This window comes from Sphingomonas sp. (genome assembly GCF_031361285.1).
In the GTDB taxonomy this organism is placed as follows: Bacteria; Pseudomonadota; Alphaproteobacteria; order Sphingomonadales; family Sphingomonadaceae; genus Sphingomicrobium.
In genome coordinates this window covers 1-23700 of the sequence record NZ_JANMCO010000035.1, presented here as the reverse complement: position 1 = coordinate 23700, position 23700 = coordinate 1, and the positions used below count along the sequence as shown (strand labels likewise).

Below are 23700 nucleotides of genomic sequence, written 5' to 3'. Positions count from 1 at the left end.
ACGCTAATCGGGTAAGCGGACAAGGCGCGCGGCGAAGAAGCCGTCGAGGCCGCCCTGGTCGTCGAGCAAGCCGGGGAGGATGCGGATGCGGCCAGCGGCGTCGGGAACAACGAAGGCGGGGAGATCGGTTGGCCTGTCGAGGCGGAAATCGGGGTGGTCGGACAGGAAGGCGGTAACGATTGCTTCGCCTTCGTCATATTCAAGCGAACAGACCGAATAGACCAAGGCACCGCCGGGATTGAGCCAGTTCGCGGCGCGGTTGAGCAGCTTGGCCTGAAGCTCGGCGCTGCCGGCGATGACCTTGGGCCGGGCGCGGTAGATGACTTCGGGATGGCGGCGGAAAGTGCCTGTGGCCGAGCACGGCGCATCAAGCAGAATGCCTTCGAAGCTGCGTCCGGGCGCCCAGGTCAGCGCGTCGACCGGGACCACGTTGGCACTCAACTTCGTGCGCTGCAGATTCTCGCGGATGCGGGCAAGGCGGTTTTTCGACGCATCGACCGCCGTGACGCGATGGCCGGCGGCGGCGAGCTGCATGGTCTTGCCGCCGGGTGCCGCACACAAGTCGAGCACCTCTGCCGCTTCGGCCGGGATCAGCCGCGCGGGGAGCGAGGCGGCGAGGTCCTGGACCCACCAGCCGCCGTCGCCGAAGCCGGCCAAGCCGGGCACAGCAGCGGTTTCCTTCAAGCGCACGTGGCGCGGGGCAAGCGACACGCCGCCGTGCTCGGTGGCATAGGATTGCGCGGCCGAATCGTCGGCGAAGCTTAAGTCGAGCGGCGGGCGCTGGGCGATCTGGCGGCGGGCAGCCAAAACAACCTCTTCGCCCCATGCTTTGGTCCAGCGTTGCTCGACCGGATCGGGCAAGCGTGGGGCTTCGAGAGCCGGCATCCCCTTGCGCAGCAGCGTACCAAGAACGCCGTGGACCAGTCGCCGCGGGCCGCCGTCGATCAAAGGCAGCGCGGTCGCCACCAGCGCATGATCCGGAGTTCCCAACCCGATTTTCTGGGCGAGCGCGAGGCGCAATACCATCCGCGCTTTCGAATCGTCGGGGAGCGGGCGCTGGGTGGCGCTGTCGATCAGCGCGTCGAGGTCGGGAAGGCGGCGGAGCGCCTCGCCGGCGATGGCAATCGCCAACCCCTGGTCGGCCGGGGCAAGCCCGCGCGAGTCTTGGGCGGCCGCATCCAGCGTGCGCCCCTGACGAAGCACCGAATCGAGCATTTTCAATGCCGCATGGCGGGCGCCGACGCCTTCGACGATTGCCATCAGCTGGCTTCAGCGCGCGGCGGGCGGGCAAGAAGTTGTACGAGCGCCTGGTCGACCGAGAAACGGCCGGCGAGCAAGCCATCGACCACGGCGACGATTGGCATGTCGATGCCGCGCTCCGCGGCCAAGCGGGCGAGGACCGGCGCGGTGAACGCCCCTTCGGCGACGGTGCGGCGGTCGGCCATCAGTTCCGCCGCCGAACGGCCTTCGCCGATGGCTTTGCCGAGCGAGAAATTGCGCGAACTGGTCGACGAACAAGTGAGGACGAGGTCGCCGAGGCCGGACATGCCGGCGAGGGTTTCGCGACACGCGCCGCAATCGAGGCCGAAGCGGACCATCTCGGCAAAGCCGCGCGCGATCAGGGCCGCGCGGGCGTTCTGGCCGCGACCCTTGCCGTCGACCACGCCGCAAGCGATCGCCAGCACGTTCTTGACCGCGCCGCCGATCTCGGCGCCGATCACGTCGTCGCTCAGATAGATGCGGAAATTGGGCCGGGCGATGCGGGCGCGCAGAGTTTCGGCCAATGCCGCGTCTTCGGCGGCCAGCGTGACCGCTGTCGGCAGGCCGGCGGCGACTTCATGCGCAAAGGTCGGTCCGGACAGCACCGCGATAGGCGCCTTGGGGCAAGCGTTTTTGGCGACGTCATGGAGCAGCAGGCCGCTATGCTCGTCGATCCCCTTGGAGCACAGGATCAGGGGTTTGTCGCAGCCCGGCACTTCGGCGAGCACCGAGCGCATATGCTGTGCCGGGGTCACCACCAGCCAGGCGTCGGCATCCTTGGCTTCGCCGAGATCGCTGGTCGCGCGGATCGCTGGGTCGAGTTTGAGGCCGGGGAGGAAGACAGGATTCTCGTGGGTCGCGTTGACCGCGTCGATGACGTCGGGCTCGCGCGCCCACAGCAAGGTGTCGCGCCCGCCGGCGGCCACCACTTGGGCGAGCGCCGTGCCCCAGGCACCACCACCGATCACCGCCAGGCGTTCGATGGTCATGCCTTCACCCCGGCGCCGCGGACTCGTTCGGCGGCGTCATCGAGCGGCCAGCGGGCGCGCGCCGGCGCGTCGAGCGGATCGGTCAAACCGGCAGCCAGCCGCTCGGCCCCCGCCCAGGCGATCATCGCCGCATTGTCGGTGCACAGCCAGGCCGGCGGGACGCTGAAGCAGCGGGCGTTTCTCTCCGCGAGCCCGGCCATTGCGGCGCGGATCGCGCGGTTGGCGGCGACTCCGCCAGCGACGACCAGCGCCGGGGCATCGCTGGTTTCCAGGGCTCGCGCCGTGCGGTCGACGAGGCAGTCGATGACCGCAGCCTGGAAGCTGGCGGCAATGTCGGCGGGGCGATGCTGGCCGGACGCCACGGCGCGCTGGACCGCGCTCTTCAAGCCCGCGAACGAGAAATGCGGTTCGGGCGAACCGAGCAACGGCCGCGGCAGTGGCACGGCCGCCGGATCGCCTTCACTGGCCAAGGCTTCGAGCGCTGGCCCGCCGGGATAATCGAGGCCGAGCAGCTTGGCCGCCTTGTCGAACGCCTCGCCGACCGCATCGTCGATGGTCGTCGCCAGCCTTTTGTAACGGCCGACACCGGCGACTTCGAGCAATTGGCAGTGGCCGCCGGAAACCAGCAGCAAGAGATAGGGGAAGTCGAGATCGGGATCGACCAGCCGCGGCGACAAGGCGTGGCCCTCGAGATGATTGACCGCGATCAGCGGCTTGCCGGTAGCGAGCGCCAGGCCCTTGCCGGCGAGCAATGCGACCATGACGCCGCCAATCAGCCCGGGACCGGCGGTGGCGGCGATGGCGTCGATCTGCGCCACCTCAACGCCGGCTTCGTCGATCACCCGGCGAATCAGGCCGGGCAGGATTTCGACATGGGCGCGGGCGGCGATTTCGGGGACGACGCCGCCATAAGGCTGGTGCGCGGCATTTTGGCCAACCACCGCGTGGGCGAGGATCCGCCGATCGCTGCCGACGATCGCGGCGGCGCTGTCGTCGCACGAGGATTCGAGGCCGAGGATCAAGGACATTGCGCCGCCTTTGCCTCAACCGGCCCCGATGCACTAGAGGAGAGCCATGAACGGTCGGATCAAATTGGGCACGCGCGGATCGCCGTTGGCGCTGGCCCAGGCGCGCAAGGTCGCCGCCGCGCTCGAGGCCGCGCAACGCTGGCCGGCCGGCCACGTCGTCATCGTCCCGGTGACCACGACCGGCGACAAGATCATCGACCGGCCGTTGGCCGAGATCGGCGGCAAGGCGCTGTGGACCAAGGAACTGGACGTCGCGCTGCTTAACCGCGAGGTCGATTTTTGCGTCCATTCGATGAAGGATGTCGAAAGCGATCGACCGCCGGAGATTCATCTGGCGGCGATGCGGCCGCGCGGCGACGTGCGCGACCGGCTGGTCGGGGCGCCGTCGATCGAGGCCCTGCCGCAAGGAGCGACGGTCGGCACGTCGTCGCCGCGGCGGGCAGCGCAATTGCGCTCGATGCGGCCCGACCTCAAGATCGTGCCCCTGCGCGGCAATGTCGAAACCCGGCTGGCCAAGGTCGAAGCGGGCGAGGTCGATGCGACCCTGTTGGCCGCGGCGGGATTGAAACGGCTCGGCCTGACCGACGTCGGCGTACCGATTCCGGTCGAAATCCTGTTGCCCGCGCCGGGCCAAGGGGCGCTCGGGATCGAGTGCCGCACCGACGACAATATGATTCAAAGCGTGCTGACCACGGTCAATGACCAGACGACATATTGGGCGGTTCAGGCCGAACGGGCGTTCACCCGGGCGTTGAATGCGTCGTGCCATTCGCCGGTGGCGGCGCTGGCCCTGCTCGACGACGGCGAGCTGCACATGCGCGCGCAGCTGTTTGCCGAGGACGGCAGCGCCATGATCGAAGAGAAAATTGTTTGCGAATGCGGCGACGATGACAGCCCGCGCAAGCTGGCACTGCTGATGCTCAAGGGGGCGCCGCCGTCCATCCGGAGCCTGTTCGCGCCGCAATGAAGCAGCTGGCGGTCCTGCGCCCCGAGCCCGGCGCACGCGCCACCGTCGAGCGGGCGCGGGCGATGGGGCTGGACGCGTTTGCAATGCCATTGTTCAAGGTCGAGGCGGTGGCGTGGGACGTGCCCGATCCAAACGAGTTCGATGCATTGTTGCTGACCAGTGCCAATGCCGTGCGGCATGGCGGGGCGGGGTTGCGGCGCGTGCTGCATTTGCCGGTCCATGCGGTTGGCGAGGCGACCGCTGATGCGGCCCGCGAGGCGGGCTTTACCATCGCCAGCGTGGGGCATGGCGGCGTCGCGCAGCTGCTCGGTTCGGTCCCATCGGACGCGCGGTTGCTCCATTTGTGCGGCGAACATCGCGTGGATATTTCCGCGCCGCAAGCGATCAGGGCGGTGCCGGTCTATCGCTCGCTCGCGCTGCCGCCGCCCGGTGATCTGCGGAAACTCGAAGGACAGGTCGTGGCAGTGCATTCGCCGCGCGCTGGCCGACGGCTGGCCGAGCTCGTCGACCAGGCCAGAATCGAGCGTGCAACAATCCGCCTCGCCGCGATCAGCGAAGCCGCAGCGGCGGCCGCCGGCGGCGGCTGGGCGATGCGCGACGCCGCCGCGACGCCCGACGATTTGGCGCTGCTGGCCCTTGCCGCGCGGCTGTGCGACAGGGGTGTAACGACATGACCGCGCCTGTTTCCCCTAGCCGCCTGAGTTGGAGCGCCCGGCTGCTGATCGGCCTGACCTTGCTCATCCTCGGTGCCGCAGCGACAGTTTGGGCGCTGGCCCATTACCAGCGCGCCGCGCGCTTCCTCGGGGTTACGCCCTCGGCGCCGGCGACAATAGCGGCGCCGCAGCAAATTCTGACCACGCCGGCGGCTGCGACCTCCGACGAAGCCGATGCCGCGGCGGTGGCGGCCCGCATCGCCGGGCTCGAAGCGCGGCTAAGCAGCGTCGAGAATGCGGCGCGGCGAGCGGAAGGCTCGGCCGGGCGCACCGATGCGCTGGTCGTGGCGTTCGCGACCCGGCGAGCGATCGATCGCGGCGTGTCTTTGGGCTATCTCGAAACACTGCTGGTTGACCGGTTTGGCACGCAGCATCCGCGCGCGGTGGCGACCATCGTCACCGTGTCGCGAGCGCCGGTGCGGCTCGATGAGCTCACCGCCGACTATGAAAAGCTTGGGCCGGCGCTGCGTGGTGGTGGGCCGCAGGACAGCTGGTGGTTGAATTTCCGGCGCGAAATGGGTTCGCTGGTCGCTATCCGCCGTGCCGACGTGCCTTCGGCCAAGCCCAACGCGCGTTATATGCGGGCGCTGAGCCGGCTGGAATCGGGCGACGTCGACAATGCGCTCGCCGAAACGATGCGGCTGCCGGGGGCGCCGCTGGCCGATGCATGGGTCGCCAATGCACGACGCTACGTCGCTGCTCACCGCGCGCTGGACGAAATCGAATCCGCCGCGCTTTTGTCGGGTAGCGGCGCCGAGCGCTGAGGCGCCAAGTCCGATTCTTTAAAAAAAGATACTTGGCAACGCGACTCGCGAATGCGAATCTTGTTCGTCGAACCACACAGCGCGCGTTCAGGTCGCGTCGGCAAGATATTGGAAATATGACGAGAGTTCGGGGAGTTCAGGGGTCATGACGTCACTGGGGAACCGATGCCAACTGGCCGTCATCTTGGCCGGGCTGGCGACGGTCAGCGCTTCCGCCGCGACCCAAGTCGCCCAGCAGCAACCGACCCCACCGACCGTCCGTCATACCCCGCCGCAAACACCCATGTACCTGCGCGATCGAGTCACCGCGCTCGGCCGCGGGTTCGATGGGCGGGTCGGAATCGCCGTCCGTTCGGTCAACGAGGGCTGGCAGACCGGCTGGAAGGCCGACGAGCTTTATCCGCAGCAGAGCGTCAGCAAGCTGTGGGTGTCGATCGCCGCGCTGGACGCGGTCGACCGGGGCCAGGTTCGGCTGGACGACAAGGTGACGCTGAACCGCACCGACCTGACCCTGTTCCACCAGCCGATTGCGGCGCTGATCGGCGGCGACGGTTACACCACTTCGCTTGCCGATTTGATGTTCAAGGCGATCACCACCAGCGACAATACCTGCAACGACAAATTGATGCGCTCGATCGGCGGCCCCTCCGTCGTGCGAGCGATGATTGCCGACAAACACCTCGGGGCGATCCGCTTCTACGATGGCGAGCGCGCGCTGCAGAGCAAGATCGCCGGCCTGATCTGGTCGCAAAGCTATTCGGTCGGCAACAGCTTCTACGCCGCCCGCAACGCCCTGCCGCTGTCGATGCGCAAGTCGTCGTTCGACCGCTATGTCGAAGACCCATACGACGGCGCCGCCCCCAGCGCGATCGTCAGCGCCTTGTCGCGGCTCAAGCGGGGCGAAATATTGTCGCCCGCGTCCACCGCGCGATTGCTGTCGATCATGAGCCATACCAAGACCGGCGCCAACCGGCTGAAGGGCGGATTGAAGCCCGGCTGGAGCCTCAGTCACAAGACCGGGACCGGGCAGGTGCTGGGATCGGTCCAGGCGGGTTACAACGATATCGGGATCCTGACCGCGCCCGATGGACGCAGCTATGCGGTAGCGGTGATGATCAAGCGCACGTCGACCCCGCTGATTACCCGCATGACGCTGATGAACGAAATTGTCCGCACGGTGATCAACCAGCATGAGATGACCTACGGCGCCGCCTACACGCTCTGACGCAACCGCCGCGAAGCTGGCCGGTACGCCCGGCATCCAGCGCGTGCCAAGCCCGAAGCTCGCGCTGTTCATCGTCCGCGATTTTCTCAATCCAACGCTGTGCCGGGCGTTGATCCAGCGGATTGATGCGCGGCGGCGGCCGTCGGAGATTGCCGACGACATCGGCGTCGCCGCGTTTCGCACCAGCGAGACCTGCGACCTTGACTGGCATGACCCATTGGTCGGGGCGGTCGATACGCAGATCGCCGACTTGCTCGGCCTGCCGCTCAATATCAGCGAGCCGCTTCAGGGGCAGCGCTATGCACCAGGGCAAGAATTCAAGCCGCACACCGACACGTTCGAGCCTGGCGGCGCGGCCTATTACGAGCATTGCGCCGACACCGGGCAGCGGACGTGGACCGCGATGATCTATTTGAACCAGCTCGAGGACGGTGGCGCGACGCGGTTCAAGGCGATCGGCAAGTCCATCCAGCCGGAGACCGGCAAGCTGCTGGCGTGGAACAATCTGTTGCCCGACGGCACGCCCAATCCGGCGACCTTGCACCAGGGGATGAAAGTCCGCCGCGGGACCAAATACATCCTGACCAAATGGTTTCGCGAACGTAGCGCGGTGTGAGCGCCGTTTAGAAGAGGGGGTGGCGTTCCAGCTAAGCTGAGAAAGCCGATTCCTGGCTAGTCAACGGCTTCGGCGGCCATTCGCAGGGTTTCGATCGCCGCTTTCAGCTTGTTTGCGACAACTGCCGCCTTTGCATTGAGTTCGTGGTTCTCGATCGCCTGCATCGAGGCAACCGGATCGATCGCCGCGACCTCGATGCCGTCGCCTCGCTCCTGTACGACGACATTGCACGGAAGCATCGTCCCGACCTTGTCCTCGATCTGCAGCGCTTCATAAGCGAGCGCCGGATTGCACGCGCCAAGGATGGTGTAGCGGCGGAAGTCGACTCCGATCTTCTCCCGCAATGCGGCCTGCATGTCGATTTCGCTGATGATCCCGAAGCCCTGGGTCTTGAGCGCCTCCCGGATGCGGTCGATGACATCGTCAAAGGCGCCAACGACTTTTGTCGAAAAATAATAGCTCATGTTCTGCTCCTAACGGTGAATCGTCATACCTATTTCGCGCTCATCCGGCCACGGCATCGATATCGGCACCGCCTTTGATCTTAACCGGGACCAGCATGTACTGAACGCCGTTCGCAGTGGCCGGGGGAAAGCGGCCGGCGCGAATGTTGACTTGGATCGACGGCAGCAGCAGGCGGGGTGCTGACAGGCCTGCATCTTGCCGAGTCCGCATGGCGACGAACTCATCTTCGGTGACTCCATCGCCGACATGCTTGTTGCTCTTGCGCTGTTCGCGCACCGTCGTTTCCCATGCATATTGGTCGCGTCCGGGCGCCAAGTAGTCATGACACATGAACAGTCGGGTGTCCGGAGGAAGGGCGAGCAGCCTTTTTATCGAGCGGTAGAGCTTGTGAGCGTCACCGCCGGGGAAGTCCGCGCGCGCCGTGCCATAGTCCGGCATGAACAGCGTGTCCCCGACGAATACCGCACCGCCGACCTTGTAGCTGACGTCCGCCTGAGTATGGCCGGGCGTGTAGAGCACCTCGATCGCCATGGCGCCGGCGCGGACAATGTCCCCATCCGCGAACAGGCCGTCGAAATCGTTGCCTGCGGGCTTCACATCGGTCGCGTTGAACAGGGGGCGGAAGATATTCTGGACGTCCTTGACATGCTCGCCGATCCCGATCTTCGCTCCGGTGCGCGCCTTGATCAGCGGAGCCCCGCTGAGATGATCGGCGTGGACGTGGGTCTCGAGCACCCATTCAATCCGCACCCGCTCGCTGGCGGCCGCTCCAAGAACCTCTTCGACCGATTCGGTATCCACCTCGCCGGAGGCCAGATCGAAGTCGAGCACCGGGTCGATGACCACGCCACGACTCGTCGCCAGGTCCCAGACGAGATAAGTCACCGTCTTGGTGGGCTCGTCGAAAAAAGCGCGGATTGCCGGCTCGGTCATTGCGATTCTCCCCGCATCTTGACATTGCATTAGGTATATCTAATTTAGAAGATGCTTAATTACAAGGCTGGAAAATGGATCATATCGAAATCGAACGCTTAGTGGAGCAATCTGCGGACGCGGCCACCATGCTCCGCGCGCTCGCCAACCAGCAGCGTTTGCTGATCCTCTGCCACCTATCGGCGGCGGGGGAGTTGAGCGCGTCTGCACTGAATGGAAGGATGGAGCTTAGCCAGTCGGCGCTGTCCCAGCATTTGGCGCGGTTGCGCGAGGAAGGCCTCGTCACCTTTCGCCGCGACGCTCAGACGTTGATCTACCGCATCGCCGACGAGCGCGTTTCGCGCCTGCTCGGACTGCTTCACGAGCTTTACTGTCCCAACCTCCAACCGGAAGGAGCATCATGAGCATCAAGACCCTTTCCCCCGCCGAGGCGCACCGGATGGTCGATGCCGGCGCCTCGCTGATCGACATCCGCCAGCCCGACGAGCATGCGCGCGAGCGGATCGCCGGCGCACTCAACGTGCCGCTCGACCAACTGTCGAAGGACAGCACTCCCGGTGACGTGCTGATCTTCCACTGCCGCTCGGGAATGCGCACCGCGCAAGCCGCGGACACGCTCGCCGACGCCGCGGCCGGGCGCGATTGCTATATCGTCGAGGGCGGGATCAGCGGCTGGGGCAATGCCGGGCTTCCGGTCGAGACGGTGCGCGGCGCACCGATCGAAATGCAGCGCCAGGTGATGATCGCTGCCGGCAGCTTGGTACTGGTGGCCACGCTGATGTCGATGCTCGCCTCGCCGGGCTGGATCTGGCTGGCGCTGTTGGTCGGCGCCGGTCTGGTTTTTGCCGGCATCTCGGGTTTTTGCGGAATGGCCCACGTGCTGGCGATGATGCCGTGGAATCACCGAAGCACAGCGCATGACTGAGTTCCAGCTGGTCGTCGCCGCGCTCGGCGGCGGGCGGGTCGGTTTCAGCCTTGCACTGGTCGGCGGCGGCGGATCGATTCTCGCCGTGCCGATCCTCGTTTATGCGGTTGGCATCCGCGACCCGCATCTCGCCATCGGCACCAGCGCGATCGGAGTCGCGGCCAACGCCGCGATCGGGCTTGCCGGCAAGGCGCGCGCCGGGGCCGTTAAATGGCGCTGCGGGCTGACTTTCGCCACTGCGGGAATCGCGGGCGCGGCGCTTGGCTCGATCGCCGGCAAGGCATTCAACGGTCAGGCACTGCTGGCGTTGTTCGCGCTGTTGATGATCGTCGTCGGAGTGCTGATGCTGCGCCGCGGCGAGGCGCTCGGCAATGCCGATGTGACGCTTGGCCGCGACAATGCCGGCAGGCTGCTGCTGTTCGGCTTCGGCACCGGCCTGCTGTCCGGTTTCTTCGGGATCGGCGGCGGCTTCCTCATCGTCCCCGGACTGATCGCGGCGACCGCGATGCCGATCTACAACGCGATGGCGACCAGCCTCGTTGCGGTCACCGGCTTCGGAGTGACCACCGCGGCAAGCTATGCGCTGTCCGGGCTGGTCGCCTGGGGAATCGCCGCAGCGTTCATCGCCGGTGGCCTTGCCGGAAGCCTCGCCGGAGGACGGCTCGCGGCGCGCCTCAGTGCGCGGCGCGGCGCGCTGACAAAGCTGTTCGCAGCACTGATCTTCGCGGTCGCCACTTACATGCTTTGGCAAGCGGGGTCAGCATTGATCTGACGCTGGTCGCGGGAATGGACCTATTCGGATATCAGAATCTTTGGCGTTCGACCGAGGCTTTCGGCGAGGCGCGACAGGCGGCGACGGACGCCGTCGCTGACCAGCGCGCTATCCGCCTCGCGAACGTGCAAGTGGAGGACTGCGGGATCGAGGATCAAACTGGTGCTCTGGAGCACCGATCCGACCCCGCCGGAGAGCCGCTGGCCGAGGCGAATGGCATGCCCCCAGCACTGCGCTCGGCCGATTTCATCCGCCGTGCACAATCCCGCCAATGCGCCATTGGGCAGTTTGTCGCGGCCGAAACTGGATGACAGCGCCTGGGCCATCATCACCCGCCCCGGTGCGTCGACCCCGACCCAATTGCCGTGGAGTGCCATTTCGACGCCGCGATCGGCGCGAAAGTCGGGCGTCGCTTGCCACGCGACGTCGGTCAGCAGGCACGACGCATGGCGAATCCGGGCCAGCGCCGGCGGATCGTCGAAGGCCGGGCCGATCCAATCGTCAAGCAAGTCGCCATGCTTCCCGAACCGGCGCTCGGCCCCGCCGGCATCGCGCGCCGCTTCGATGAGCGGGTCGTGCTTGCGGACCGCTTTCGACAGTTTCGAAAACAGCAGGCCTTCACGAATGCCGAAGCTGGACAGGACCAGCTCGCTGGGTCGCAGCTCGTCCGTCAATTGCGCCAGGATCATCGCCGCCACCGGCGAGGTTGCGAGGCGCGCGGGGGCGAGCGCCTTCTTCACCGTCGCATCCAGCGAATTGATGACTTGCCGCAATTCGCGGGCCCGTTTCGGGCGCATCGCATATTGATGCTTCACCGGCAGCGGATATTCGGTGGCGATCATGTCGATCCGGGCAAGCGCCCGCCACGACCCACCGACCATGTAGAACGGCCGTCCCGCGCCCGCCTCCGCCAGGCCACTTTCGTGGAGTGCCGAACGCAAGATTTCCAACGCTTTCTTCTCGCCGTCGGCACTGACCCGCAACACGCCCAGCCGCAGCGAGATCGCGGTCGTTACCTGACCCTTGCGGACATCGGCCAGTTCAAGGCTGCCGCCACCCAAATCGCCGACGATGCCGTCAGCACCGGGGATGGCCGACAGCACACCCTCGCCAGCCAGCCGCGCCTCCTCTCCGGCTGGCAGGACTTCGCAGTTGAACCCGATGGCATTGATCCGCCGCACGAACTGCGCGCCATTACGGGCATCACGCACCGCGGCGGTGGCGACCACCCGGGTGCGCTTCACGCCCATGTGACCGATCAACAGATGATAGCGACGGAGCGCGGCCAGCGCCTTTTCCTGGCTCCTGGCCGACAGTTCGCCGGTCGCGGCCAGTTCGGCGCCGAGACCAGCCAGGACTTTCTCGTTGAAGATCGGCGTCGGCACGCGTGGCGCGCCGGAATAAACCACTAAACGCACCGAGTTCGAACCAATGTCGACGATCGCGATCGGTTTGGCCGGACGCACTCTGGCGCTAACGGCCGCGGTGGAAACGCAGCTTGGGCACCCGGCGGCCCTTTTTCAGCGCCTGGCCGCGCCCCGACAGCGACGTATTGGTCATGAAATATTCGTGCAGATTGAAGGCCTCGTCCGGCTTGGGCTTGAGCCGCTTGTAGGACCCGTCCGGGTTCAAGCGCCAGCTTTGCTCATTGTCGAGCAAATTGGCGACCATAACCTGGTCCAACAACTGGGCGTGGACGGTGGGGTTGTCGATCGGCAGCATATATTCGATTCGCCTGTCGAAGTTGCGCGGCATCCAGTCCGCTGAGCTGATGTACACGCGGGCGGCGGGATTGGGCAGTTCGTGGCCGTTGGCGAAGCACCACATCCGCGCATGTTCAAGAAAGCGGCCGACGATCGACTTGACGTGGATGGTCTCGGACAGGCCCGGAACGCCGGGGCGCAAGCAGCAGATCCCGCGTACGACGAGGTCGATCGGCACCCCGGCGGCGCTGGCTTCATAGAGCTTGTCGATGATCGCGGGATCGACCAGCGAATTCATCTTGGCCCAAATGCCACAGGGCTTGCCGCCGCGCGCGTGGTCCATCTCGACCTCGATCAGGCGCAACAGCTCGCCGCGCATCTGGTGCGGGGAAATGACGAGTTGGCGCAGATTCTTCGGTTCGAGATAGCCGGTGATGTAATTGAACAATTTGGCCGCATCGCGCCCGATTCTGGGGTCGGCGGTGAAGTAGCTCAAATCGGTGTAGGTGCGCGCCGCGACCGGGTGATAATTGCCGGTGCCGAAATGGCAGTAAGTGCGGTAGCCCTTGTCCTCGCGGCGAATGACGACCGACACCTTGGCGTGGGTTTTCCAGTCGATGAAGCCGTAGACGACCTGGACCCCGGCGCGTTCGAGCGCGCTCGCCCACAGCAAATTCTGCTCCTCGTCGAACCGCGCCTTAAGTTCGACGACCGCAGTGACCGATTTGCCGGCGTCCGCGGCATCGATCAGGGCGCGGATGATCGCCGACTGCTTGCCGGCCCGGTACAGCGTCTGCTTGATCGCCGCGACATCGGGGTCGGCGGCGGCTTGCTGGAGGAATTCAACGACGACTTCGAAGCTTTCGTAGGGGTGGTGGACAAGGATGTCCTTGTCGCGGATCGCGGCAAAGCAATCACCGCCATGTTCGCGGATACGTTCGGGAAAGCGCGGGTCGAAGGCCACAAACTTAAGGTCGGGCCGATCTTCCTCAACCAGTCCGGCGAGGTCCGCCATGCCGAGGAAGCCGCGAGTTTCGGAGACGATGGCGTTGCCGGCATCGACGCCGTCCTTGACCACGCCGACGAGCGTTTCGGCCATGTCCGGTTCGAGCTCCAGCCGGACGACGCGGCCGCGGCGGCGGCGCTTGATGGCCGTGCGGAAATAGCGAACCAGATCCTCGGCTTCCTCCTCGACCTCGATGTCGCTGTCGCGCAGGATCCGGAATGCGCCACCGCGCAGCACGTCGTAGCGGGGAAACAGATAATCGGTCTTGCGCCGGATCAGTGTTTCGAGCGCGATGTAGCGCGAATCGTCGCCTGGAATGCGGATGAAGCGCGGCAAAGCGACCGGCAGCATCAGCAGCTCGCGGACCGGTTGCGCTTTGCCTTTCCTGATCTCGAAGATCAGGGAGAAACCGCGATTGGGGATGAACGGAAACGGGTGCGCGGGGTCGATCGCCTGCGGGGTCAAAAGCGGGAAGATCTGTTCACGGAAATATTTGTCGAGCCACGCTTCGCTGGCGTCATCGAGCCGCTCGTCAGCGACGACTACCAGGCCGGCGTCGCGCAGCGCCGTCTGCAAATCGTCCCACACTTCGTGCTGGTTGGTGACCAGCTGGTCAGCCTCGACAGTAATCGCCGCCAATTGCTGCCCCGGGGTTAGTCCGTCCGCCGATCTTTCCTCGACGCCGAGCGCCTGGTGCGCCTTGAGGCCGGCCACCCGAACCATGAAAAATTCATCAAGATTGCTGGCCGAAATCGACAGGAAGCGCACCCGTTCAAGCAAGGGATGAGCTGGGTTGCAGGCTTCCTCGAGCACGCGCCGGTTGAACGCCAGCCAGCTCAGTTCGCGATTGAAATAGCGCGGCGTTGGCTCGGCCACAGCGGTCGCCGAGACTTCGTGCATGTGAACGTCGCTGGGCGTTTGGCTATCCATCCTATCCCTTGGCTCATATACCACCATGCATTCGGCTGCCTGGCGGCGTTGGTTCTGTCTTACGATTGAAACAGAATCGTGTGACGCGGGTATGACAGTTGCAATCGCGGGACAGCCGGTGCGGCGCCCGCTTCACATGGAGGGCAATGTGGCCAAGGACAAGAACAAGAAGCGGGCGGGCAAGCGGGCGAAGTTGGCGAAGGCCGTGCAGGACGCCGGCCAAAAGGCTGCGAAGATCGCCACCAATCCGGCGGTCGCCGAAGTTGTCGCCGCAAGCCTGGTGGCCGCCGCCGCCGCCATCCGCGACCCGAAGAAAGCCCGCGACCTCGCCACCATCGTCGGCACCGAGTTGGAAACCGCAAGCAAGCAGGCGATCGATCGCGGCAACGCCTTCTGGCAGCTGGCACTCGACATCGCCAAGCGCAGCATCGACGCGATTGGCGGGGAATCGCGCGGCAAAAAAGCCAAGAGCAAGGGCAAGACCAAAGCTGCCGGCAAGACAAAGGCAGTGAGCAAAGCCAAGCCCGCAAGCAAGGCTAAGGTCGCGACCAAGGTCAAGGCCAAGGCCAAGGCTAAACCCGCGACCAAGGCCAAGCTGGCGAGCAAAGCGAAGACCGTCACCAAGGCAAAGCCTGCGACCCGGGCCAAGCCTCGCGCCAAAGCAAAAGCGCCGGCCAAGGCGAAAGCTAAGAAATAGTCGCGGCGCCCGGCCTGGTTACGTCAAGCAGGCCGGTTGCTGTGGCAACGCTTCCCGATTAGACCAGCGTGGCGCAGGCTAGCCTGACCAGGGGATCCTAATGTTCAGATGGTTTCAGCGCCTGCTGCCGAGGACGGGCGACTTCTTCGGCATGTTCGAAGCCCATGCAGCGACGCTGGTCGCGGCCGCCGATGCGCTATCGCGCCTGTCCGACGACGATAGCTCGACCAAGGACCAACTCAAGATCATCAATGACCGCGAGCACGACGCCGACGACATCATCCGCGACGTGCTGACGACGGTTCGGCGAACCTTCCTGACGCCGTTCGATCGCGGTGCGATCACCAGCCTGATCGCATCGATGGACGATGCCATCGACGAGATGCAAACGGCGGCGCGAGCGATCGACATGTACGAGCTGCACCAGCTTCAGGACGAAATGAAGGAAATGGTCGCGGTGGCGGTCGAATCGGCGGCTCTGACGGCCGAGGCGATGCCGCTGCTGCGCGACATCGGCCGAAAGGGCGGGCGCATCCACGAACTTACCGAGCGACTCGTCAGCCTGGAAGGCAAAGCCGACGAAATCCACGCCGCCGGCCTGAAAAAAGCTTTCAAGGAATATGGCGAAACCAGCACCATCCGGTTCATCGTCGCCCGCGAAATCTTCAAGCATCTCGAGCGGGTGGTCGACGCATTCGAAGACGTCGCCAACGAAATCGACGGCATCGTCATCGACCACGCCTGATGCACGACCTCGCTCTGCCGCTATTGATCGGGCTGATCGCGATCGCGCTGGCGTTCGATTTCCTCAATGGTCTACATGACGCAGCCAATTCCATCGCGACGGTGGTGGCAACCCGGCTTTTGACCCCGGCCAAAGCGGTGGCGTTCGCCGCCTTCTTCAACTTCGCGGCCTATTTCCTGTCGCTGGCCGTGCCCCAGCTGCACAAGGTCGCCGACACCATCGGCAAGGGCCTGATCGACAAGGATCTGGTGACGCCCGGCGTGGTGTTCGGCGCATTGGTGGGAGCGATGTTCTGGAACGTCGTCACCTGGCTCAAGGGTATCCCGTCGTCGTCGAGCCACGCGCTGGTCGGTGGCATCATCGGCGCCGGGGTGGCGCATGCGGGACTAAGTGGTGTGCAATGGACCGGCCTAAACAAGACGCTGATCGCGATCGTACTATCGCCGGTTCTGGGGATGCTGTTGTCGATGCTGATCATGCTGGCAACCAGCTGGATGGGGCTGCGGGCCAGCGCCAGCGGGGCGGAGAAAACGTTTCGCGGGCTGCATCTGGTGTCGGCGGCGACTTATTCGATCGGCCACGGCCTCAACGACGCCCAGAAGACCATGGGGATCATCACCGTATTGCTCTATTCAACCGGCCACCTGCACGGCGATTTTGGCGTGCCGCATTGGGTCGCGATCAGCTGCTACATCGCCATCGGCCTTGGCACGCTGACCGGCGGCTGGCGGATCATCGAGACCATGGGCACGCGCATCACCAAGCTGTCGCAGCACCAAGGGTTCAGCGCCTCGGCCGGCGGCTCGGTAATGCTGATCACCGCGTCCTGGTTCGGCATTCCGGTGTCGACCACCCACACCATCACCGGCTGCGTGATCGGCGCCGGCGTTGCCCGGCGCGCGTCGGCGGTCCGTTGGGGGGTCGCCGGCAACGTCATGACCGCCTGGGTGATCACCATCCCCGCGTCAGCGACGGTGGCTGCCTTATTCTATTGGCTGACCACCTTTTTTCAGTGACTTCGATGGATTCGAAAGAAGTCTGGAGCGGGCGAAGGGATTCGAACCCTCGACCCCAACCTTGGCAAGGTTGTGCTCTACCCCTGAGCTACGCCCGCTCTCGAGCTGAACCGCGCGACCGTCTAGGGTCATCCGGCTGAGGTGAGGCGGGCGCCTAGCATGGGCCGCGCCGGTCCGGCAAGGGCTTGAGACGGCTTGTGGCGCCGACGCCAGCCGCCCATATGAGCGGTTCACAAAATCCAGACAGCAGGAGCAAAACGAGCGTGGCGACCCTAGGTCTCAGCGAAGCCGAGCGCGAGGCGATCGAGCGACTGGAGCGCGACGTCATCCAGCCGTCGATGACGGCGTTGGTCATCCTCGAATTCTGCGCACAGCCGTCGCCGACGATCGAAAAACTGGCGGCGGACTATGCGGCCAAAGACGTCAAGCTGGTCACAATCGACGTCGCCAAGGACAAATTGATCGCCGCCCAATTCCGCGTCCAGGCGGTGCCGACGGTCTATGCATTCTTCCAAGGGCAGCCGGTCGCCGACATCACCACCTATCGCACCGAAGCGCAGCTCAAAAGCGTGCTCGACCAGCTTTTGACCCAGCTCAAGATCTGCGATGACGGCGCTGCGCCACAGACCGACATTGCGCCCCTGATGGCGATGGGCGAACAGATTTTGGCCGAGGGCGACGCCGCCCGGGCAGTGACCATCTTTCGCCAGATTCATGAGATGGCGCCCGACGACCTCGACGTCGCCAGCGCGCTGGCCAGGGCCTTGGTTGCCGCCGGGGAAATCGAGGAAGCGCAGGCCATTCTGGCGGCGCTGCCGACCGAGAGCACCGACAAGCCAGCGATTGCCCGGGCCCGCGCTGCTCTGGAGCTGGCGTCGGCTGCGTCGGCTGTGGACACGACGGGACTGGAAGCGAGGATCGCCGCCAACCCGGGCGATTCCGACGCGCGGTTCGAGCTTGCCGGCGCGAAGGCTGCGACGGGCGACCGCGACGCCGCCGCTGACGGCTTGCTCGAGATCATCGGCCGCGACCCCGACTGGAACGACGGAGCGGCGCGCAAACGCTTCCTGCAATTGCTCGAAGCGCAGGGCCTGGCCGACCCGTGGACCCGGGGCCAGCGGCGGCGGTTGTCGGCGCTCCTGTTCACATGAGGCCAAAGGCGCTCAAATTGCGGGTGCCGATTTTCCCGCTGGCTGGCGCCATCCTGTTTCCCCGTTCGCAACTGCCGCTGCACATTTTCGAGCCGCGCTATCGCGACCTGGTCCGCGACGCGCTCGATGGCGGCGGGCAGATCGGCATGGTCCAGCCGCTTTCCTTGGACGACGGCAATCCGGCGCTCTACGGGGTCGGCTGCATCGGCGAGATCGTCGGCGTCGAGGAAATGGAGGATGGTCGCTACAACATCGTCCTGAGCGGATCGAGCCGCTTCCGCATCCTTGCCGAAGCCGATCTCGACACGGCTTACCGCAACGCCGATGTCGATGCCGCCGCATTCGACGATAGCGAGCCACCGGCGCTGCCGCTGAGCCTGCGCGCCGACGTCGAGCAGGAAGCGCGGCGGCTGGGCGACGTGCTCGGTCTGGCGGTCGACTGGTCGGCGGTCGGGCGACTGGACGACGAAATGCTGGTCAACGCCATCGCCCAGGTCGCGCCCTTTGACATCGGCGCCAAGCAAGCGCTGCTCGAGGCGGAGAGTCTCGATGCGCGGGCGGATTTGCTCGCCCAGCTGATGCAATTCCAGCGGATGGCAACCAACGCCGGCGCCGATATCGAACCGACGCTGCAATAGCTAAATCGGCAGGCCCCTGAGCAACAGGGGCAGGTCGCCGCTGGTGCCACGGGCTTCGGACATCAATTGGTTTTTCAACGGCGCGAAGCGTTCGATCACCCCCATGCCGAAGCGGCGGACCGCCGACGCGGTGCGGCCGGGAATGCCGTAGATTCGCGTCAGGCCGTCGGTCGCGACTCCCACCATCAAGCTGTCGAGCGAGCGCCAGCGTTGATAGCGGTCGAGCAATTGGCGGTCGCCCAAGTCGAGCCCAAGCCGGGCGCCTTCGACCAGCACTTGAGCGAGCGCGGCGGCGTCGCGGAAGCCGAGGTTCAGGCCCTGGCCGGCAATCGGGTGAATGGCGTGGGCGGCATCGCCGAGCAACGCCAATCGCTGGGCGGTAATCTGCGCCGCATGGTGGAAGCCCAAAGGGTAAGTCGAGCGCGGCGCGGCCAAGCTGATATCGCCCAGGAAGCCGCCCATCGCGGCCCGGGCCTCGGCGGCGAAATCCTCATCGGACAGCAATAGCCAGCCGGGTGCGTCGGCCGCGGCCACCGACCAGACGATTGCCGAACGGTGACCCTGGTCGTCGTCGGTCATCGGCAGCAGCGCGAACGGGCCGGCGGGATAGAAAATTTCGTAGGCGACCTCACCGTGCGGGCGTTCGTGACGCAGCGTCGAGACGATCGCCATCTGGTCGTAGCGCCAGCGCGCCACGCGGATGCCCGCCGCTTCGCGCGTCGACGAATTGCGCCCGTCGGCGGCGACCAGCAGCGGCGCGCTGAGTATACGGCCATCGGCCAGGGCCACCCGGACGCCATCGGCATCGCGCTCGACCGAGGTGACAGCGGATTTCCACAACAGCCACAGATTGGGCCCGGCCTCGGCACGGTCGCGCAAGGCGGCCCGCAAATGGCGGTTCTCGTGCATCCAGCCCAAAGGCTCGTCGCCGTCGCCGGGGTCGAAGGCGAGGCCGCCCGGCGCCAGGCCGTCGGCGACCTGGATGCGGCGGATGGGGCCGCCGGGGACCGGGAAATGGTCAGCGACGCCGATCGTCTGCAGCATCCGCATCGAGCTCGACGACACCGCGCTGGTGCGGCCGTCGAACGCGGCATCCTTGCGCAGGTCGGGATCGGACGGGTCGATTATAATTGCGCTGAGACCGCTTGAGTCGAGCGCGGCGGCGAGGGCGAGGCCGACCAGCCCTCCCCCGAAGATGATGACATCGGCGCGATCCATGGCCGCGACCATTAACGTCGTGACGTCAAGAAGGCCATTGACCCAAGAGTCCACCGCGAGTCATTCTCGCGCGAGCGAACATTCGGGGGTTTGACGATGGCGACCGCTGCGGCGCGGGCAAGGAAACGGGACCTGGGACCCGACTGGCGCGATGCGCTGGGCGCGTCGATCAAGCGTTTCGCCATCCGTACCTGGGGCGCCATGCTGGTCGGCATCGCCGTCGCCGGCAGCCTCGCGCTGGCCACCCACAGTTCGACCGACCCCAGTTTCACCACCGCCGCCGGCGGGCCACCGAGCAATTGGCTGGGCAGCGTTGGCGCCTATGGCAGCGATGCCTTGCTGCTGCTGTTCGGAATGGGGTCGGTGCTGTTCCTGCCAGTTATCGCGCTGGCCGGGACGCGCATGCTCCGCTTGCAACCGGCCGGCGCCATCGCCCGCGGCCTACTCATCGCTGCGGTCGGAGCGGTTCTGGTCGGGATTGCCTTAAGCCTGCTCAACGGTTCGGCGATCTCGGGCCTGCCTAGCGGCTGGGGCGGGCTGCTGGCGCTGGCGGCAGCGCACGGTGTCGACTTCGGCGTCGCGCAAATCGGCAATCCGTCGGTCGAAGGGCCGCTGCGGCTGACCTTGCTGGGGCTGTTCGGGGCCGGCGGCTTGCTGCTCGGCTATCTTTCGATCGGCCTGCTGCCGGAAGAAAAGGGCTGGTTATCCGGCCTGCTGCGCCGCGATGGCCGGCCCAAAATGGCGCCGCCGCGGCGCACCGAGGACGAACGCGACGAGCGGGGCATTGCCGCCGCCCCGCCGCGGTCGCGGCCAGCGGTCGCGGTCGCCGAGCCGGCGCAGGCCGTGACCCCAGCGGGGCGCGGGGCCGCCAATCGCAAGGCCAGCGCGCGCCAGGCGAGCCTGGCGTTCGGCGGCGTCTACACCTTGCCGCCGCTCGATATCCTAACCCCGCCGCCGGCGAGTTCGCGCACCCAGATCGACCGCGCCGGCCTGGAGCGCAACGCCCGCTTGCTCGAATCGGTGCTCGAGGATTTCCATGTTCGCGGCGATATCGTCGAAGTGCGCCCGGGCCCGGTGGTGACGATGTATGAGCTGGAGCCGGCCAGCGGCATCAAGGCCAGCCGGGTGATCCAGCTGGCCGACGACATCGCCCGCAACATGTCGGCGCTGTCGGCGCGCGTCGCGACGATCCCAGGGCGCAGCGTCATCGGCATCGAACTGCCCAACCCGAAGCGCGAAGCGGTGACCCTGTCCGAGCTGATCGGTAGCCAGGCGTTCGAAGACCAGAACATGTCGCTGCCGCTGATCTTGGGTAAGAATATCGCTGGCGACCCGGTGATCGCCGATTTGGCACCGATGCCGCATTTGCTGGTCGCGGGCACCACCGGATCGGGAAAATCGGTCGGCCTGAACTGCATGATCCTGTCGCTGCTCTACAAGATGAGTCCCGACGAGTGCCGGCTGATCCTGATCGACCCCAAGATGCTCGAATTGAGCACCTATGAAGACATTCCGCATCTGCTCGCACCGGTCGTGACCGAGCCCGGCAAGGCGATCCGCGCCTTGAAATGGACCGTCGAGCAAATGGAGGAGCGCTATCGGATGATGGCCAACCTCGGGGTGCGCGCCCTGCCCAGTTTCAACGCCAAGGTGCGCGACGCCAAGGCCAAGGGCGCGCAATTGGGGCGGCGGGTGCAGACCGGCTACAACGCCGACACCGGCCAGCCGATCTATGAGGTCGAAGAGCTCGACTACGATGTGTTGCCGCAAATCGTCGTAATCATCGATGAGCTTGCCGATTTGATGATGACCGCGGGCAAGGAGGTCGAGTTCCTGGTCCAGCGGCTGGCGCAGAAAGCGCGCGCGGCGGGCATTCATTTGATCATGGCCACCCAGCGGCCGTCGGTCGACGTCATCACCGGTGTCATCAAGGCCAATCTGCCGACCCGGATCAGCTTCCAGGTGACGAGCAAGATCGACAGCCGGACGATCCTTGGCGAGCAAGGGGCGGAGCAACTGCTGGGCAAGGGCGACATGCTGTACATGCCGGGCGGTAAGCAGATCGTCCGCGTCCACGGCCCGCTGGTCCGCGACGAGGAAGTGCGCGCGGTGGCCGAACATTGGCGCAAGCAAGGCGTACCCGAATATATCCAGGCGGTGACCGAAGAACCCGAGGACGGCGGCTATCTGTTCGACGGCCAGCCAACCGGCGAGGACGACGCCGAGACCCAGCTCTACAAAAAATCGATCCAGATCGTCGCCGAAAGCCAGAAGGCCTCGACTTCCTATCTCCAGCGGCAATTGCGGGTCGGTTACAACAGCGCCGCGCGGCTGATCGAGCGGATGGAGAAGGAAGGGCTGGTCGGACAACCCGATCATGTCGGTCGGCGCGAGGTGCTGATCGATCCCGAAGGGCACCCGCTTTGAGGGCGCTTGTCGCCAGATGAACCGCGGGAAGCCTCGGGGTTCAGGCCGCATTCAATGGCCAGGCGCATAACGAGCGCAAATTTCCAGGAGCTTTGTAATGAATTTTCCAACCCGAATCGCGCGCGCCCTCACGCCGATTGCCATTGTGGCAATGGCGGTGCCGGCGACCGCTGCGGAATCACCCGACCTGGCCAAGTTTGATGCCCATCTAGCCGCCGTTCAGTCGATGACTGCCGATTTCGTCCAGGCCGACGCCCGCGGACGCGCCGCGGCTGGAACCCTGCAACTGAAAAAGCCCGGACGGGTCCGTTTCCAGTACGGGAGCGGCGACCTGCTGCTGGTCGCCAACGGCGGCAAGCTGACCTTCGTCGACTATCAGGTCGGCCAGAAATCGAGCTGGTCGCTCAACAAGACGCCGCTTGGCGTGCTGCTGTCGGCGGTCCCCAATATCAAGGGCAGCGCGCGGGTCGTGCCGAACAACGATCCCCGGATCGTCGTCATCAAAGCCCGCGACCCGAGCCATTTCGGAACCCTGATCCTGGCCTTTTTGCGGGCGCCATCGGCGCCCGGCGGGCTGATGCTCTACGGCTGGACCGCGGTCGATGCACAGAACAAGAAAACGACGGTAAAGCTGACCAACCAGCGTTACAATGTCGCGGTGCCGGACAGCGCCTTCACCTATGCCGAGCCAAAAAAGCGCGAAAAAAAGTAGCCGTTCGCTACTTGTTCATCGCCGCGTCAGACGGGGCGCATTATTTCAACCGCGATTCTGCATTTGCTTGGGGTTTCCCCCTGTTACCCGGGCACGCAGGATCCCTTGCGTGACGAACGCCAGGCGGCCCTCGCTCCAAGCCCCCGGAGCGGGGGCCATTTCTTTGCGCGGCAAAACTAGTCGGGCTAGGGGCCTTGGAGTGAGCGCAACCATCAAGATCGCGTCGTGGAACATCAACTCGGTCCGCGCCCGGGCCGAGCTGGTCGAGCGCCTGATTACCGAGGAGCAGCCCGACATCCTGTGCCTGCAGGAGACCAAGGCGATCGACGAGGTGTTCCCGGCCGACTTGTTCGCGCGCCACGGCTATGTTCACCAGCAGTTGAATGGCCAGAAGATGCACCATGGCGTCGCCATCGTCAGCCGGGTTGCGCTGCACGAGCCCAGCCGCCACGACTGGCAGGACAATGGCGAGGCGCGGCACGTCGGCGCCCGGCTGGACTGCGGGATTCGGATCGAAAGCGTCTACGTCCCCGCCGGCGGCGATACTCCCGACCGGACACTCAACCCCAAGTTCGGACAGAAGCTCGACTTCATCGAGCGGATGACCCGCTGGTCGGAAAAGTTGCGCGAGCCGACTTTGGTGGTCGGCGACTTCAACGTCGCGCCGCTGGAATGCGACGTGTGGAGCCACAAGGCGCTGATCAACGTCGTTAGCCACACCCCGATCGAGGTGGAGGCGCTGGATCGCCTCCAGCAAGCGCATGACTGGGTGGATATCGGCCGCAAGTTCGTCCCCGCAC

The 23700-nt window shown here is 65.6% G+C and carries 24 protein-coding genes and 1 tRNA gene; 16 read left to right on the top strand and 9 right to left on the bottom strand.

Annotated elements, in window-relative coordinates; all coding sequences use genetic code 11:
• Nucleotides 1-3: 3 nt before the first annotated feature.
• From RMO25_RS03360 to tsaD, 3 genes are read right to left on the bottom strand one after another with little or no spacing between them, the layout of a single operon-like run.
• Nucleotides 4-1260, bottom strand: a complete 1257-nt coding sequence (locus RMO25_RS03360) for a transcription antitermination factor NusB (protein WP_309661193.1) — start codon at nucleotides 1258-1260, stop codon at nucleotides 4-6.
• A complete protein-coding gene (locus tag RMO25_RS03355) occupies nucleotides 1260-2249 on the bottom strand; it encodes an NAD(P)H-dependent glycerol-3-phosphate dehydrogenase (RefSeq protein WP_309661192.1) in 990 nt (329 codons plus the stop codon). The genes RMO25_RS03360 and RMO25_RS03355 overlap by 1 nt, the downstream gene beginning before the upstream one ends.
• Nucleotides 2246-3277: a tRNA (adenosine(37)-N6)-threonylcarbamoyltransferase complex transferase subunit TsaD gene (tsaD, locus tag RMO25_RS03350; protein WP_309661191.1), complete on the bottom strand. Its 1032-nt coding sequence runs from the start codon at nucleotides 3275-3277 to the stop codon at nucleotides 2246-2248. The genes RMO25_RS03355 and tsaD overlap by 4 nt, the downstream gene beginning before the upstream one ends.
• A gap of 46 nt (nucleotides 3278-3323) precedes the next feature.
• Here tsaD and hemC point away from each other — a divergent pair, with 46 nt between their 5' ends.
• From hemC to RMO25_RS03325, 5 genes are all read left to right on the top strand, one after another.
• A complete protein-coding gene (gene hemC / locus RMO25_RS03345) occupies nucleotides 3324-4244 on the top strand; it encodes a hydroxymethylbilane synthase (RefSeq protein ID WP_309661190.1) in 921 nt (306 codons plus the stop codon).
• Complete coding sequence (locus tag RMO25_RS03340; RefSeq protein WP_309661189.1) at nucleotides 4241-4918, top strand: uroporphyrinogen-III synthase; 678 nt, start codon at nucleotides 4241-4243, stop codon at nucleotides 4916-4918. Before hemC ends, RMO25_RS03340 begins: the two co-directional genes overlap by 4 nt.
• Nucleotides 4915-5721, top strand: coding sequence for a hypothetical protein (locus RMO25_RS03335; RefSeq protein WP_309661188.1), 807 nt, complete (start codon nucleotides 4915-4917; stop codon nucleotides 5719-5721). Before RMO25_RS03340 ends, RMO25_RS03335 begins: the two co-directional genes overlap by 4 nt.
• 145 nt (nucleotides 5722-5866) lie before the next feature.
• The gene (locus RMO25_RS03330; protein WP_309661187.1) at nucleotides 5867-6946 is read left to right on the top strand and encodes a serine hydrolase; all 1080 of its coding nucleotides are present in this window, start codon (nucleotides 5867-5869) and stop codon (nucleotides 6944-6946) included.
• A 43-nt stretch (nucleotides 6947-6989) separates the two neighbouring features.
• Nucleotides 6990-7562 carry a 2OG-Fe(II) oxygenase gene (locus RMO25_RS03325; protein ID WP_309661186.1) on the top strand — a complete coding sequence of 191 codons (573 nt, stop codon included), beginning with the start codon at nucleotides 6990-6992 and terminating at the stop codon, nucleotides 7560-7562.
• A 56-nt stretch (nucleotides 7563-7618) separates the two neighbouring features.
• Here RMO25_RS03325 and RMO25_RS03320 read toward each other — a convergent pair whose 3' ends face one another.
• Nucleotides 7619-8026: a DUF302 domain-containing protein gene (locus tag RMO25_RS03320; protein ID WP_309661185.1), complete on the bottom strand. Its 408-nt coding sequence runs from the start codon at nucleotides 8024-8026 to the stop codon at nucleotides 7619-7621.
• A gap of 40 nt (nucleotides 8027-8066) precedes the next feature.
• Nucleotides 8067-8960: an MBL fold metallo-hydrolase gene (locus RMO25_RS03315; RefSeq protein ID WP_309661184.1), complete on the bottom strand. Its 894-nt coding sequence runs from the start codon at nucleotides 8958-8960 to the stop codon at nucleotides 8067-8069.
• Nucleotides 8961-9034: 74 nt separating this feature from the next.
• Here RMO25_RS03315 and RMO25_RS03310 point away from each other — a divergent pair, with 74 nt between their 5' ends.
• Genes RMO25_RS03310 through RMO25_RS03300 form a run of 3 tightly spaced genes read left to right on the top strand, consistent with a single transcriptional unit; the run spans nucleotide 9035 to nucleotide 10657 of the window.
• A complete protein-coding gene (locus RMO25_RS03310) occupies nucleotides 9035-9364 on the top strand; it encodes a metalloregulator ArsR/SmtB family transcription factor (RefSeq protein WP_309661183.1) in 330 nt (109 codons plus the stop codon).
• A complete protein-coding gene (locus RMO25_RS03305; RefSeq protein ID WP_309661182.1) occupies nucleotides 9361-9885 on the top strand; it encodes a rhodanese family protein in 525 nt (174 codons plus the stop codon). The genes RMO25_RS03310 and RMO25_RS03305 overlap by 4 nt, the downstream gene beginning before the upstream one ends.
• Nucleotides 9878-10657, top strand: a complete 780-nt coding sequence (locus tag RMO25_RS03300) for a sulfite exporter TauE/SafE family protein (RefSeq protein WP_309661181.1) — start codon at nucleotides 9878-9880, stop codon at nucleotides 10655-10657. Before RMO25_RS03305 ends, RMO25_RS03300 begins: the two co-directional genes overlap by 8 nt.
• Before the next feature lie 20 nt (nucleotides 10658-10677).
• Here RMO25_RS03300 and RMO25_RS03295 read toward each other — a convergent pair whose 3' ends face one another.
• Complete coding sequence (locus RMO25_RS03295) at nucleotides 10678-12123, bottom strand: Ppx/GppA family phosphatase (protein ID WP_309661180.1); 1446 nt, start codon at nucleotides 12121-12123, stop codon at nucleotides 10678-10680.
• Between the two features lie 7 nt (nucleotides 12124-12130).
• On the bottom strand, nucleotides 12131-14296 hold the full coding sequence (locus tag RMO25_RS03290; protein ID WP_405051830.1) for an RNA degradosome polyphosphate kinase: 2166 nt from the start codon (nucleotides 14294-14296) through the stop codon (nucleotides 12131-12133).
• A gap of 136 nt (nucleotides 14297-14432) precedes the next feature.
• On the opposite strand from RMO25_RS03290, the gene RMO25_RS03285 reads away from it, so the two are divergent.
• From RMO25_RS03285 to RMO25_RS03275, 3 genes are all read left to right on the top strand, one after another.
• Nucleotides 14433-14993: a hypothetical protein gene (locus RMO25_RS03285; protein ID WP_309661179.1), complete on the top strand. Its 561-nt coding sequence runs from the start codon at nucleotides 14433-14435 to the stop codon at nucleotides 14991-14993.
• Between the two features lie 100 nt (nucleotides 14994-15093).
• Nucleotides 15094-15738 carry a DUF47 family protein gene (locus RMO25_RS03280; RefSeq protein ID WP_309661178.1) on the top strand — a complete coding sequence of 215 codons (645 nt, stop codon included), beginning with the start codon at nucleotides 15094-15096 and terminating at the stop codon, nucleotides 15736-15738.
• On the top strand, nucleotides 15738-16754 hold the full coding sequence (locus tag RMO25_RS03275) for an anion permease (RefSeq protein ID WP_309661177.1): 1017 nt from the start codon (nucleotides 15738-15740) through the stop codon (nucleotides 16752-16754). Before RMO25_RS03280 ends, RMO25_RS03275 begins: the two co-directional genes overlap by 1 nt.
• A gap of 23 nt (nucleotides 16755-16777) precedes the next feature.
• Here RMO25_RS03275 and RMO25_RS03270 read toward each other — a convergent pair.
• Nucleotides 16778-16852 (bottom strand) — tRNA-Gly (locus RMO25_RS03270).
• 165 nt (nucleotides 16853-17017) lie between these two features.
• Here RMO25_RS03270 and RMO25_RS03265 point away from each other — a divergent pair.
• Together RMO25_RS03265 and RMO25_RS03260 are read left to right on the top strand one after the other, a co-directional pair.
• Entirely contained in the window at nucleotides 17018-17905 is an 888-nt protein-coding gene (locus RMO25_RS03265; protein ID WP_309661176.1) for a tetratricopeptide repeat protein, read from the top strand.
• Entirely contained in the window at nucleotides 17902-18543 is a 642-nt protein-coding gene (locus RMO25_RS03260) for an LON peptidase substrate-binding domain-containing protein (RefSeq protein WP_309661175.1), read from the top strand. The genes RMO25_RS03265 and RMO25_RS03260 overlap by 4 nt, the downstream gene beginning before the upstream one ends.
• On the opposite strand, the gene RMO25_RS03255 is transcribed toward RMO25_RS03260, so the two are convergent.
• Nucleotides 18544-19761, bottom strand: coding sequence for an FAD-dependent monooxygenase (locus tag RMO25_RS03255; protein WP_309661174.1), 1218 nt, complete (start codon nucleotides 19759-19761; stop codon nucleotides 18544-18546).
• Between the two features lie 96 nt (nucleotides 19762-19857).
• Between RMO25_RS03255 and RMO25_RS03250 the strand changes: the two genes are divergently transcribed.
• The 3 genes from RMO25_RS03250 to RMO25_RS03240 all read left to right on the top strand — a co-directional run.
• Complete coding sequence (locus tag RMO25_RS03250; protein ID WP_309661173.1) at nucleotides 19858-22188, top strand: DNA translocase FtsK 4TM domain-containing protein; 2331 nt, start codon at nucleotides 19858-19860, stop codon at nucleotides 22186-22188.
• 97 nt (nucleotides 22189-22285) lie between these two features.
• Entirely contained in the window at nucleotides 22286-22900 is a 615-nt protein-coding gene (locus RMO25_RS03245) for an outer-membrane lipoprotein carrier protein LolA (RefSeq protein ID WP_309661172.1), read from the top strand.
• Between the two features lie 199 nt (nucleotides 22901-23099).
• Nucleotides 23100-23700: exodeoxyribonuclease III (locus tag RMO25_RS03240; RefSeq protein ID WP_309661171.1), on the top strand; the 601-nt coding region annotated here is incomplete at its 3' end.